Source organism: Pseudarthrobacter sp. MDT1-40-2 (assembly GCF_059383595.1).
This window is the reverse complement of the sequence record NZ_JBWZCL010000001.1, coordinates 464,249-476,432: the sequence shown is the minus strand read 5'-3', so window position 1 is coordinate 476,432 and position 12,184 is coordinate 464,249. Positions and strand designations below refer to the sequence as shown.

The following is a 12,184-nucleotide window of genomic DNA, read 5'->3' as shown; positions in this document are numbered from 1 at the left end:
CTTCTCCGTCGGACTTCTAAATAGGAATCATTCCTAATTGGGATTACACTGGTGGTTATCCAAGCATCCCCTTCCTGATCTGAGGTATCTTCCGTGCGCCAGTTCCACCCTGTTGCCCGCCCCGTGTTGGCCGCCGCCGCCGGCCTGAGCCTGCTCCTGACAGGCTGCGGCACCACACCGGAACCGGCCGCAACCGGAAGCGAAGCCACAATCGAGGTGGTTGCTTCAACGAACGTTTACGGCGATATCGTGCAGGAGATCGGGGGTGATGCCGTCAGCGTTACGTCCATCATTTCCAGGACCAGCCAGGACCCCCATTCCTATGAGGTCACGGCGCAGGACAAGCTGGCAGTATCCAAGGCTGCGCTCGTGGTGGGTAACGGCGGCGGTTATGACGAATTCCTGCATGCCTTGGCGGATGAGGCCGGCCTCGCAGGAGACCGCTTTATCGAGGCCGTCGAGGTCTCCGGGCTGGCCCCGGAGGAGGAAGCAGGTGCAGAAACGGAAGAAGCCGCTGGAGGGCACCACCACGATCACGGGGAGTTCAACGAACATGTGTGGTACAGCTTCACGGCGATGTCCGCCGTCGCTGATGCTGTTGCCACGCAGCTTGGCGCGATCAGGCAGGAAGACGCTGCTACCTTCAGCGCCAATGCAGCGTCTTTTAAGGAAAGCCTCACCGGGCTGAGCAGTGACCTTGAAGGCCTCGCCGCCGGGGCCGCGGGCAAGGGTGTCCTGATGACCGAACCCGTACCCTTCTACCTACTGGAAGCCGCGGGACTGGAGAACGTTACGCCGGCCGACTACAGTGCAGCGATAGAGGAAGGCAACGACGTGCCCCCCGCTGTACTTCAGGAAGCAACCCGGTTGGCGGGTTCAGCGGACATTGCCTTCCTGGCGTACAACCAGCAGACCGAGGGTCCGCAGACCCAGGCCGTGAAGAATGCTGCAGAAGCTGCGGGAGTGCCGGTAGTCAATTTCAGCGAAACCCTGCCGGAAGGCGCCGGCTACCTGTCCTGGATGACGGACAATGTTGAGAACGTCAAGGAAGTCTTGGAGAGCAAATAGTTGAAACCAGTGGTCAGCCTTCGCGGCGCGTCCCTGAAGTTCGGAAATCGGGCGCTCTGGGAAGACCTGGACCTGGATATCAGGCCCGGCGAGTTCTTCGCCGTGCTCGGCCCCAACGGCAGCGGCAAGACCAGCTTCCTCAAGGTCCTTCTGGGCCTGCAGGAACTCCACGCCGGTGAAGTAAGCCTTGGCGGGGCCCCCGTGGAACGCGGCAGCAGTCTGATCGGCTATATCCCGCAGCAGAAATCCTTTGCCCCTGACACCCCGCTGCGGGCCCGTGATCTTGTGGGCCTGGGAGTGGACGGCCATCGCTGGGGCATCAGATTAAAGCCTGGTCCCGCCGGTCGCAGGATTGATGCCCTGCTGGCGGAAGTCGGCGCCACGGAATACGGCAACGTGCCCGTAGGCCAGCTTTCCGGTGGCGAACAGCAGCGGCTCAGGGTTGCCCAGGCCCTGGCCACGCGGCCCAAGGTGCTTCTGTGCGATGAACCCCTGCTTTCACTGGATCTCCGGCATCAGCAGGCCGTCAGCTCACTGATCAACAGGCAATGCCGCGAGCAGGACAGCGCCGTAGTCTTCGTGACCCATGAAATCAACCCCGTGATCGACTACGTGGACAGGGTGCTCTATCTCGCCGGTGGAAAGTTCCGCGTGGGCAAGCCCGAGGAAGTCATGACCACTGAGGTTCTGTCCGAGCTGTACGGCAGCCACGTTGACGTGATCCATGCCAATGGCAGGATCGTCGTCGTCGGCCTTCCGGACGCAACCACCCACCACCACGCGGACGAGCACTCCGTGGCCGGGGAGGTGCTCTAAATGGAGCTCCAGGAAATCCTTCGGTCGATTTTCAACTTTGATAACTACGGGGAACTGCTGGTCCTGGTCCAGAACTCGATCTGGGCGGGCGCTGTCCTTGGCCTGTTGGGCGGCCTTGTCGGTACGTTCGTCATGAAGCGTGACCTGGCATTCGCCGTTCATGGCATTTCTGAACTTTCCTTTGCCGGCGCGGCCTTCGCGTTGCTGATCGGCGCAGACATCATTCTAGGTTCGCTCCTGGGCTCTGTGGCCGCTGCCCTGACGCTTGGTTTCATGGGCGTGCGTGCTCGGGACAAAAACTCCATCATCGGTGTCATCATGCCGTTTGGCCTGGGCCTGGGAATCCTGTTCCTCGCGCTGTATGAGGGACGCGCGGCAAACAAGTTCGGCCTCCTGACGGGCCAGATCGTCTCCGTGGACACCGTACAGCTGCAGGCACTGGCGGGTACCGCCGTCGTAGTAATGCTGGTGCTGGTGGCCATCTGGCGGCCGCTAAGCTTCGCCAGCGTGGATCCCGAGGTTGCAGAAGCCCGCGGGGTTCCGGTTCGGGCCCTTTCCATCGGCTTTATGCTTCTGCTCGGTGTGAGCGTGGCGCTGTCCATCCAGGTGGTGGGGGCACTGCTGGTGCTGGCGCTGCTGATCACACCCGCAGCTGCTGCCCTGCGGGTCTCGTCGGCACCGTGGGCCGTGGTGCTGCTCAGCGTCGCCTTTGCCGTCACGGCCACAGTGGGCGGGATTCTGCTGGCCCTTGGCGGACGGCTCCCCATCAGCCCCTATGTCACCACGTTGTCATTCCTGATCTATGTGGTGTGCAGGGTGATCGGCAATGTCCGCGTTAAGCGGGGTGTGAACGGCAGGAGCGCCACCCAGTCCGTACGTCCGGAAACCACGACGCCGGAACCGCAGCGGTCGGGGCAGCCAGCCTAGAGCTGTCCGCTGGCTTTGAGGGCGGTGCAGTCAGGGCACAGGCCGAATATTTCAACGGTGTGCGCTACTTCCGTGTAGCCGTTTTCCCTGGCTACCCGGGCAGCCCAGGTTTCCACGGCGGGCGCTTCGATTTCCACTGCCTTGCCACAGTTCCGGCACAAGAGGTGGTGGTGGTGGCTGGCTACCGCACAGCGGCGGTAGACCGCTTCGCCGTCGCCGGTGCGAAGCACGTCCACGAGGCCTTCGTCAGCCAATGACTGGAGGATGCGGTAAGCGGTGGCCAGGGATACGGAAACACCCTGGTTCTGCAGCAGCCGGTACAGCTCCTGGGTGCTGACGAAGTCGTCCAGCTCATCAAGGGCGGCGCTGACGGCAAGACGCTGCTTGGTGACGCGCTGCTCTTTGCCCGCGGGTGCAGGAGTTGCTGCGCTGGCGTCGGCGTGGCTGCCGTGAGGCATGGCTGGGCTCGCTTCCTGATGGGGTTGGCAATGTCCAAGATTACCAGCCGGGGCAGAACTGGACCGTGGACACTGTCCGGAGGCCCCTCCTAGTCTGGGGTACATGAAGCTCACCAAATTCACGCACTCCTGTGTCCGCCTGCAGAAGGACAGCCAGGTGCTGGTGGTCGACCCGGGCAGTTGGTCCGAAGCAGCTGAGGCGCTGGAAGGCGCCCACGCGGTGCTCGTGACCCACGAGCACCCGGACCACATCGATGTTCCGGCTGTACTGGACGCTATGCGAAGCAATCCGGCGCTGGAAGTCCACGCTCCTGCGCGGGTTGCCGCCGACCTCTCCGAAAAAGCCGGCGGTGACCGTGGAAGGGTGCACGCCGTCGAGGCCGGGAGTTCCTTCGATGCGGGAGGATTTTCGGTGCGGTCCTTCGGCGGCCAGCATGCGCTCATCCACCCATTGATCCCCGTAGTGGCAAACATGGGCTACCTCGTGGAGGACAACGTCTTCCACCCGGGTGACTCCTTTGTGGTTCCCGACGGCATCGAGGTCAAGACCCTGCTGGTTCCTTTACACGCGCCGTGGTCCAAAGTGTCCGAGGTGCTGGACTTCGTGGTGGCAATCCGTGCTCCACAGGCATACCCGGTGCATGATGCGCTGCTCAACCGTCGTGGACGCGGGCTGGTTGAAGGGCACGTCAGCCGGATTGGCGGGAAGTACGGAACCACGTACACCAGCCTCGAAGCTCAGCAATCCGTGGAGGTCTAGGGAAATGGTGTGGACAGTCCCTGCAAAGCAGGAAGCAGGTTCGATGGGACCCCTGATGGATACCGGCACCCTCAAAGGACGCCTGGACGCCGACGAAAGGACTGTGCTGCTGGACGTGCGTTGGGTGCTCGGTGACCCTCACGGGCACGCACATTATCTGGCCGGCCACATACCGGGCGCCGTCTATGTGGACCTGCACCATGAGCTCGCGGATCCTGCTGTTTCGGGCGCAGGCCGGCACCCGCTGCCTTCGGTGGAAGCGCTGCAGCAGCGCGCCCGTGGCTGGGGTATCAACGACGGCGACACCGTGGTGGCGTACGACGACAGCGGGAATACCGCGGCCGCGCGGGCATGGTGGCTGCTGCGGGACGCGGGACTGACGGCCGTTTCCCTGCTCGACGGCGGACTGGCTGCATGGAGGGCAGCCGGACATCCAGTAGAGCAAGGGGAGCAGCGGCCTGCGCCGGGAAATGTTGTGCTTCGGCGGGGACAACTGCCCGTCACGGACATGACCGGGGCGGCCGGCTGGCACGGCCACGGCGTCCTTCTCGACGCACGGGCCGGGGAGCGTTACCGGGGCGAGGTAGAGCCCGTTGATCCCCGGGCCGGCCACATTCCAGGCGCCGTAAGTGCTCCCACAGGACAAAACCTCACTTCGAACGGCCGCTTCCTGCCTGCTCATGAGCTTCGCGCACGGTTTGAAAGCCTCGGCATCAACGACAGTACGGAGGTGGCGGTGTATTGCGGTTCAGGCGTTACTGCTGCACACCAGATCGCGGCCTTGGAGATTGCCGGTTTCCGTGCGGCGCTGTATCCGGGTTCGTTCTCGCAGTGGTCCTCGGACGAGGCAAATCCTGTTGCCATTGGCATTGAACCCAGTGGTAGCGTCGGAGTATGACTCCAGGACGACCCGTACCGCCGCCCCTTGCGAAGCCCGTTCCGGATGTGACCGTTCACAGTTCCACTGCCGCTGCACGCGCTGAACCATCCCTCGCTGCCGCGTATGGAGCGCTCAACCCGGACAGCGGCCTGGTCCCGCTGACTGTGGCGCGCCGTGCGCCCGGACCGGATGACGTCGAAATCGATGTTGCTTATTGCGGGCTGTGCCATTCGGATGTTCACGCTACCCGGGGTGAGTGGTCAGCACCGACGTATCCGCTGGTTCCGGGCCACGAGATTGTGGGCACGGTCAGCCGGATCGGTTCGGGCGTTGATGATTTTGCTGTTGGCCAGCTGGTGGGGGTCGGTTGCATGGTCGATTCCTGCCGGGAGTGCGCCAGCTGTCTGGATGGCCTGGAACAACACTGCGAACGCGGCATGACCGGAACGTACGGTGCCTCTGACGCCCGGCACGGCGGCGTCATCACCCAGGGCGGCTATTCGGCGTCGATCGTGGTGGACCGCCGCTACGTCCTGCGGGTGCCTGAAGCCCTGGATCCGGCGGCCGCTGCTCCGCTGCTGTGCGCGGGCATCACCACGTACTCGCCCCTGCGGCGCTTCGGCGTGAAGCCCGGGCACCTCGTCGGGGTCGTGGGACTTGGCGGACTGGGCCATATGGCGGTCAAACTGGCCAAGGCCATGGGGGCCGGCGTGAAGGTGTTCACCACCTCCGAAGCGAAGGTATCCGCAGCAATGGAGTTGGGGGCCGACGCCGTCATCCTGTCCTCGGATCCGTCCGCCATGGCGGATGCGGTGCGCACGCTTGACGTCATCATCGACACCGTTGCCGCTCCCCATGACCTCAACCCCTACCTGAACACGCTCCGTCGCGACGGCGCCTTGTTCCAGCTGGGCCTGCCGTCAGGAGAGATGCCTCCGGTTGAACCCCGGTTCCTGATCCGCCGCCGCCTCAGCTACACCGGCTCGCTGATCGGGGGGATCGCAGAAACGCAGGAGATGCTGGACTTCTGCGCCGCCCACGGTGTCACCTCCGACATTGAGATGGTAAGCGCAGGTGCGCTCAATGAGACTTACGACCGAATGGTGGCCGGCGATGTGAAATACCGCTTCGTTCTTGACACCAGCACCCTGCAGGCCGCGACCGAAAAGGCAGACGTATGAGCACTCTGTTTACCAAAATCATCAACGGAGAGATCCCGGGTCGGTTCGTCTGGAAAGATGACGACGTCGTGGCCTTCCTGACTGTAGCGCCGCTCGCGGACGGACACACCCTGGTGGTGCCGGTCGAAGAGGTTGACCGCTGGACCGACGCCGGCGACGAAACCGTCGCCAGGGTCATGACGGTGGCACGCCGCATCGGCGCCGTACAGGTGGCCGCTTTTGGGGCACCAAGGGCAGGACTGATCGTGGCCGGTTACGAAATCAACCACATGCATGTCCACGTGTGGCCCTCCCGGTCAATGGCTGACTTCGACTTCAGCAACGCGGACAGCAACCCGGATCCGGCGGTGCTGGATGCCAACGCGGAGAAGATCCGCGAAGGGCTCCGCCAGGCCGGCTATGGGAGCTCGGTGCCCAAGGCATAGCCGCAGGACGGAGACCTCAGGCCGGGGCGAGGGCCTTATTCAGTGCTACCCGGATCCGCTTCTCTGACACCGGGTAGGCCGTACCGAGTTCGACGGCGAAGAGGCTAACCCGCAGCTCTTCAATCATCCACCGTACGTGCTCCAGCCCGGTGGCGGCCCGGCGTGCCGGGGGGAGCGCGGACACGGCGTCGTCGTAATCGTCTTCGAGTCGCTGGATCACCGCCATGTTGTTGGCATCGCGCTGGACGTTGCCCGGAAGCTTTTCAAGCCGCTTCTCGATTGCAGCAAGGTACCGCGGCAGCTGGCTGAGCTGGGCGTAGCCCGTTTTGGCCACGAAGCCGGGATACACCAGCTGCTGCAGCTGGCTGCGGACGTCATTGAGCGCGCTGATCAGTGCCAGACTGGTGGTTCCTTTGAGCTGTTGCTGGATCCGCCGCGTGCTGGCAAGGATGCGCTCCACGACCGCCGTGACGCTGAAAACGGTGTCAATCAGTTCGGCACGCACCTGCTCGTACAGGGCATCAAAAGCAGTGCGGTCCCAAGGCAGCTCTGCCGGCGTCAGCTTATCGATCGCCGCGAGCGCGCAGTCGGCAATCAGTGCTGTCACTGAGCCATGCGGATTCTGGCTGAAGGTGAGCTTCTCCGTGTTGTTCAGGTGTTCCAGGACGTACCGGTCCGGCGCAGGGACCCGCAGGGCCAGCAAACGGATCACGCCGCCCCGCATGGACGCCTGCTGTTCGGCAGCGGTCTGGAAAACACGCAGGCTCACGGAAGCGCCATCGTCCACCAGACCTGGATATCCCGTGATGGTGTGGCCGGCGACCAGGTTGCTCACCTGGCGTGGCACGGTGCCGAAAGACCATTCCACCAGGCCGGACTGCTCAGCAAAACCTGGCCCGGCGGCTCCCCGGAAACCGCCGGACCCGGAGTTATGGCCGGTTCCGGCGGAGCCCGGCACGACTCCTGCTGCTACAGCAGAGCGCGACGCCGGTCCTGCCGTTCCCTTAGTCCGGGCGGCTGGGGCCGTGGTAGCCGGGGTGGCGCCCAGGGACTCGGCGATAGCCCGCCGGGTGGCCGGGGCCAGACGTTCCTGGAGCTCTGCGAGGTCCTTGCTTTCGTCCAGCACCTTGCCCTTGCTGTCCACCACCTTGAAACTGACCCGCAGGTGTGCAGGGACGGCGTCCCAGTTCCAGGACCCCGGCGGTATGACGGCGCCCTTGATCCGTCGCAGGGCCAGTTCCAGTGAAGGCTCGAGCTCGTCGGTGGCGGGGTCGAAGTCGGATTCGAGGACCGCAACTGCCTGTCGGGCCACGTCCGGGGCCGGCACGAAGTTTTTGCGGACTTGTTTGGGCAGCGACTTGATCAGCGCGGTGACGAGTTCCACCCGCTGACCGGGGATCAGCCAGCGGAAGGCAGCATCCTCGAGCTGGTTGAGGAAGAGCACCGGCACTTCTGCAGTGACGCCGTCGGACGGATTGGGAGGCGAGCCCGGCGCCACCGGGTGGAACTCGTAGCTGAGCGGCAGGTCAAAGCCTTTGTGGTGCCACACTTTTGGAAACGCCGATTCGTCCAGCTCTTCGGCACCCTCGCTCAGGATGAGCGATTGGTCAAAGTCCAGCAGGTCCGGCTGGTGGTGGCGGGCATCCTTCCACCACTTGTCAAAGTGCCGGGCCGAAACTACTTCCTTGCCGATCCGGGCGTCGTAGAACTCAAACAGTGTCTCGTCGTCGACCAAAAGGTCACGGCGGCGCATGCGGGCTTCCAGTTCTTCCACCTCATGCAGGAGCGCCTGGTTGCGGTGGAAGAACTTGTGGTGCGTTTTCCAATCCCCCTCCACCAGGGCGTGACGGATGAACAGCTCGCGGGAAAGCTCCGGATCCACCCGGCTGTAGTTGATCCGCCGCTGCGGAATAATGGGCACGCCGTAGAGCGTGACCTTCTCGTAGGCCATCACAGCGCCTTGCCTGCTGGACCAGTGCGGCTCGCTGTAGCTGCGCTTTACCAGCCCCGGTGCCACCTGCTCTGCCCAGACCGGATCAAAAGATGCAGCCACCCTCGCCCAGAGGCGGCTGGTCTCCACAAGTTCCGCGGCCATGACGAACGTGGGGGACTTCTTGAACAGCGCGGAACCAGGGAAAATGGCGAAGCGGGTGCCGCGGGCGCCGGCATATTCCCGCTTCCGCTCATCCAGGATGCCGATGTGGCTCAACAGCCCGGAGAGCAGGCTGATGTGGATGGCGTCGTGGTTGCCCACCGGATCCACGGTCCGGGTGTTGTCCAGGCTGATGCCCAAGGGCCTCGCAAGCTGGCGCAGCTGGGCGAAAAGGTCCTGCCATTCCCGGACGCGCAGGTAGTTGATGAACTCGTTGCGGCAGAGCCGGCGGAATGCCGACGAGGACAGTTCGGCCTGCTTCTCCTGCAGATAGTTCCAGAGGTTCAGGAATCCAGTGAAGTCCGATTTCTCGTCGCGGAACCGGTTGTGCTTCTCCGCCGCCAGCTGTTGCTTGTCCTGCGGGCGTTCCCGCGGATCCTGGATGGTGAGGGCAGCCGCCAGGACCATGACTTCCCGGACGCAGCCGCGCTGCCCCGCCTCCACGATCATCCGGCCCAGACGCGGGTCAACGGGGAGCTGGGCAAGCTTCTGGCCGACGGCGGTCAGGCCGCTTCCGCGGCCGCCGCCATGATCGTTTACTGGAGCGGCGGCCGCCAGGGCGCCGAGCTCGCGCAGCAGCGTGACGCCGTCGTTAATGGCCCTGGTTTCCGGCGGCTCCACGAAGGGGAAGTTCTCGACATCTTTGGGCCCGCGGGCTACCCCCATGGCGGTCATCTGGAGGATGACGGCAGCAAGGTTGGTGCGCAGGATTTCCGGATCAGTGTACTGGGGCCGGGACTCGAAGTCCTCTTCCGAATACAGGCGGATGGCAATGCCGTCCGACACGCGGCCGCAACGGCCGGAGCGCTGGTTTGCCGATGCCTGGGAAACGCGTTCAATGGGGAGCCGCTGCACCTTGGTGCGGTGCGAGTACCTGGAAATGCGGGCGGTTCCGGTATCAATCACGTATTTAATGCCGGGCACCGTCAGCGAGGTTTCCGCGACGTTGGTGGCCAGGACAATCCGCCGCTTATTGCCCGGGTGGAACACCTGGTGCTGTTCCTGGAGGCTCAACCGGGCGAATAAGGGGAGTACCTCGGTGCCTGCCAGCCTGCGGTTGGACTGGATTCTGGCCTTCAGGGCGTCTGCGGCGTCGCGGATTTCCCGCTCGCCGGAGAAGAACACGAGGATGTCCCCTGGTGCTTCCAGCGCGAGTTCGTCGACGGCGTCACACACGGCATCGAGCGGGTCGCGGTCCTCCTCAAGGGCGTCGTCGGACGCGTTCTCAGCATCTTCGGCGGCCGCGGGCTGGGATAGCGGCCGGTAACGGATCTCTACAGGGAACGTGCGGCCCGATACTTCGATGATGGGAGAAGGCTCGTCGTCGGAGCCGAAATGTTTGGCGAACCGTTCGGGATCGATCGTGGCCGAGGTGATGATGATTTTCAGGTCCGGCCGCTGTGGCAGGATCCTTTTGAGGTAGCCCAGGATGAAGTCGATATTGAGGCTGCGCTCGTGGGCTTCGTCAATAATGATGGCGTTGTACCTGCGCAGCAGCTTGTCGCGCTGGATTTCTGCCAGCAGGATGCCGTCCGTCATCAGCTTGACCTTGGTTCTGGGGCCGGTTTCTCCGGTGAAGCGGACCTGGTAGCCCACCTCCTGACCAAGCTCGACGCCCAGTTCCTCCGCGATCCGTTCAGCCACGGTGCGTGCGGCGAGGCGGCGCGGCTGTGTGTGGCCGATCAACCCGTTGTCCCCGAGGCCCAGTTCAAGGCACATCTTGGGGATCTGGGTGGTCTTACCCGAGCCTGTTTCGCCCGCGATGATGGTTACCTGATTGGCCGCGATGGCTGCCATCAGATCCGCGCGGCGCTCGGAGACCGGCAGCTCGGCGGGATAGGAGATATGAAATGTCATGGCTGCAGACAGTCTACTGGGGTGTGACTGCCCGGTGGTGCGGCCGCTGATGCTGGTTAACGATGCCGGACCCGGGCGGTTCCCACCGCACGGGTCCGGCTTTGGTCCGCAGCGCGCCTGACGCGCGGGGCTTTTAGAAGATACGCATCGTGTGGCTGGTGCTGGGGAGGTCCAAAGCGGACCATTCATGGTCCGAGGTGACCGGCGGGGTGTGTCCGCGGCCGTCCCGGAGGAGCGCTGCCACGGTGGCTGCGGCAACGATGAGCAGCAATACAACAACGATGATTCCGATGACTCCGAAGATTTCCATGACTCAATGCTGCTCCCGTCCAGGTTGAAGAAACAGTGGCAGAAATGACCAAAAGAGTAAAATTTCTGCCACACTGGAATCATGCTGAAAACCGTAGCCCTGATTGTGGTTCCCAACTTTTCCATCTTTGAATTCGGGACCGCCTGCGAGGTATTCGGAATCGATAGGTCCGGCCGCAGCGGTGCAGTGCCGGCGTTCGATTTCCGCGTGTGTACGCCGGAGCCGGGCAACGTCAGGCTCAAATCGGGTTTGTCCATGGACGTCAGCCTCGGGCTGGAAGCAACCACGGACGCGGACCTGGTGATCATGGCCCCTTATGACCGGGACGCTGAACTGCCGGAGTCCGTCCTTGAGGCGCTTCGGGCCGCCGACGCACGCGGTGCATGGGTGATGTCCATTTGCTCCGCTGCCTTCGCATTGGCCAGGGCCGGCCTGTTGGAGGGCCGGCGCTGCACCACTCACTGGCATTATTCCGGCGAGCTGGCAGCGGGCTATCCAGGCGTTCAGGTCGATGAGAACGTTCTATACGTCCAGGACGGCAACATCATTACTTCTGCCGGCACTGCGGCGGGAATTGATGCCTGCCTGCACCTTGTGCGGGTGGAGCTGGGTGCAAATGTTGCGGCCTCCATCGCCCGGGACATGGTGGTCCCTCCGCACCGTGACGGCGGCCAGGCCCAGTACATCGACAGGCCCATGCCCACCTGCGGTTCTGCGCCCATGGAGGCGCTGCTGCGGCTGATGGTGTCGGAACTGGACAAAGAGCATTCGGTTAACGACCTCGCAGCAAGGCTTCATATGTCTCCCCGCACGTTTGCCCGGAAGTTCCGGGCAGAGACCGGGACCACTCCTGCGGCATGGTTGAATTCCCAGCGGGTGCTGCGCGCCCAGGAGCTCCTGGAGACTACCGACCTGACGATCGACGAGGTGGCACGGCAGGCAGGTTTTGGCCATCCCGTGCTGCTGCGGCACCACTTTGCGAAGGTGCTGGACACCAGCCCGCAGTCCTACCGGCGGGCGTTTCGTGGTCAGTTGGCGGAAGCGGTCTGATCGCCTTCAGCCGCTTCGCGGGCACAATCGACCAGCGTCCGCCAAGGACCGGTGACGGCCCTTTCAGGCAGCGCTGCGCGGCGCTGGCCTGCACGGATGGCATACATAAAACGGTCCGGCGGTCCGTCCTCGAAAGCCTTTGATGCATCCCGAAGGGTGTTGGGAACTGCATCCCACGGGCATGCCTCGACTAACGGCTCCCAGCGGCTCACGGCACTGGAAGACCGGACCTGCACCGTCCAGACGCGGGGAATGGCGGCAATGCCGCCGTGACGCTCAACAGTTATTTTCATGGGTCGT

General features: G+C 63.7%; 12 protein-coding genes. 8 read left to right on the top strand and 4 right to left on the bottom strand.

What is annotated here, in order from left to right; translation table 11 throughout:
• Positions 1-93 precede the first annotated feature (93 nt).
• Genes AC50X5_RS02245 through AC50X5_RS02235 form a run of 3 tightly spaced genes read left to right on the top strand, consistent with a single transcriptional unit; the run spans position 94 to position 2,811 of the window.
• Positions 94-1,068 (top strand): metal ABC transporter solute-binding protein, Zn/Mn family, encoded by a 975-nt coding sequence (locus AC50X5_RS02245; protein ID WP_494974532.1) that lies wholly within the window; start codon positions 94-96, stop codon positions 1,066-1,068.
• Positions 1,069-1,884, top strand: a complete 816-nt coding sequence (locus AC50X5_RS02240) for a metal ABC transporter ATP-binding protein (RefSeq protein WP_494974531.1) — start codon at positions 1,069-1,071, stop codon at positions 1,882-1,884.
• Entirely contained in the window at positions 1,885-2,811 is a 927-nt protein-coding gene (locus AC50X5_RS02235; RefSeq protein ID WP_494974530.1) for a metal ABC transporter permease, read from the top strand.
• On the opposite strand, the gene AC50X5_RS02230 is transcribed toward AC50X5_RS02235, so the two are convergent.
• Positions 2,808-3,269 (bottom strand): Fur family transcriptional regulator, encoded by a 462-nt coding sequence (locus AC50X5_RS02230; protein WP_494974529.1) that lies wholly within the window; start codon positions 3,267-3,269, stop codon positions 2,808-2,810. The genes AC50X5_RS02235 and AC50X5_RS02230 overlap by 4 nt on opposite strands.
• A gap of 103 nt (positions 3,270-3,372) precedes the next feature.
• Between AC50X5_RS02230 and AC50X5_RS02225 the strand changes: the two genes are divergently transcribed.
• Genes AC50X5_RS02225 through AC50X5_RS02210 form a run of 4 tightly spaced genes read left to right on the top strand, consistent with a single transcriptional unit; the run spans position 3,373 to position 6,515 of the window.
• On the top strand, positions 3,373-4,029 hold the full coding sequence (locus tag AC50X5_RS02225) for an MBL fold metallo-hydrolase (protein ID WP_494974528.1): 657 nt from the start codon (positions 3,373-3,375) through the stop codon (positions 4,027-4,029).
• 43 nt (positions 4,030-4,072) lie between these two features.
• The gene (locus AC50X5_RS02220) at positions 4,073-4,927 is read left to right on the top strand and encodes a sulfurtransferase (protein ID WP_494975206.1); all 855 of its coding nucleotides are present in this window, start codon (positions 4,073-4,075) and stop codon (positions 4,925-4,927) included.
• On the top strand, positions 4,924-6,090 hold the full coding sequence (locus tag AC50X5_RS02215; protein ID WP_494974527.1) for an NAD(P)-dependent alcohol dehydrogenase: 1,167 nt from the start codon (positions 4,924-4,926) through the stop codon (positions 6,088-6,090). The genes AC50X5_RS02220 and AC50X5_RS02215 overlap by 4 nt, the downstream gene beginning before the upstream one ends.
• A complete protein-coding gene (locus tag AC50X5_RS02210; RefSeq protein WP_494974526.1) occupies positions 6,087-6,515 on the top strand; it encodes an HIT family protein in 429 nt (142 codons plus the stop codon). The genes AC50X5_RS02215 and AC50X5_RS02210 overlap by 4 nt, the downstream gene beginning before the upstream one ends.
• 16 nt (positions 6,516-6,531) lie before the next feature.
• Here AC50X5_RS02210 and hrpA read toward each other — a convergent pair whose 3' ends face one another.
• Complete coding sequence (gene hrpA / locus AC50X5_RS02205; RefSeq protein ID WP_494974525.1) at positions 6,532-10,524, bottom strand: ATP-dependent RNA helicase HrpA; 3,993 nt, start codon at positions 10,522-10,524, stop codon at positions 6,532-6,534.
• 133 nt (positions 10,525-10,657) lie between these two features.
• Entirely contained in the window at positions 10,658-10,834 is a 177-nt protein-coding gene (locus tag AC50X5_RS02200; RefSeq protein WP_493984547.1) for a hypothetical protein, read from the bottom strand.
• Positions 10,835-10,915: 81 nt separating this feature from the next.
• On the opposite strand from AC50X5_RS02200, the gene AC50X5_RS02195 reads away from it, so the two are divergent.
• Entirely contained in the window at positions 10,916-11,884 is a 969-nt protein-coding gene (locus AC50X5_RS02195; RefSeq protein ID WP_494974524.1) for a GlxA family transcriptional regulator, read from the top strand.
• On the opposite strand, the gene AC50X5_RS02190 is transcribed toward AC50X5_RS02195, so the two are convergent.
• On the bottom strand, positions 11,863-12,177 hold the full coding sequence (locus AC50X5_RS02190) for a protealysin inhibitor emfourin (RefSeq protein WP_494974523.1): 315 nt from the start codon (positions 12,175-12,177) through the stop codon (positions 11,863-11,865). The genes AC50X5_RS02195 and AC50X5_RS02190 overlap by 22 nt on opposite strands.
• Positions 12,178-12,184 lie beyond the last annotated feature (7 nt).

Coding starts and splice junctions, on each gene's coding strand:
- AC50X5_RS02225 (WP_494974528.1), top strand. CDS start 3,373: ATGAAGCTCACCAAATTCACGCACTCCTGTGTCCGCCTGCAGAAGGAC.
- AC50X5_RS02195 (WP_494974524.1), top strand. CDS start 10,916: ATGCTGAAAACCGTAGCCCTGATTGTGGTTCCCAACTTTTCCATCTTT.
- AC50X5_RS02235 (WP_494974530.1), top strand. CDS start 1,885: ATGGAGCTCCAGGAAATCCTTCGGTCGATTTTCAACTTTGATAACTAC.
- AC50X5_RS02215 (WP_494974527.1), top strand. CDS start 4,924: ATGACTCCAGGACGACCCGTACCGCCGCCCCTTGCGAAGCCCGTTCCG.
- AC50X5_RS02200 (WP_493984547.1), bottom strand. CDS start 10,834: ATGGAAATCTTCGGAGTCATCGGAATCATCGTTGTTGTATTGCTGCTC.
- hrpA (WP_494974525.1), bottom strand. CDS start 10,524: ATGACATTTCATATCTCCTATCCCGCCGAGCTGCCGGTCTCCGAGCGC.
- AC50X5_RS02210 (WP_494974526.1), top strand. CDS start 6,087: ATGAGCACTCTGTTTACCAAAATCATCAACGGAGAGATCCCGGGTCGG.
- AC50X5_RS02220 (WP_494975206.1), top strand. CDS start 4,073: ATGGGACCCCTGATGGATACCGGCACCCTCAAAGGACGCCTGGACGCC.
- AC50X5_RS02230 (WP_494974529.1), bottom strand. CDS start 3,269: ATGCCTCACGGCAGCCACGCCGACGCCAGCGCAGCAACTCCTGCACCC.
- AC50X5_RS02190 (WP_494974523.1), bottom strand. CDS start 12,177: ATGAAAATAACTGTTGAGCGTCACGGCGGCATTGCCGCCATTCCCCGC.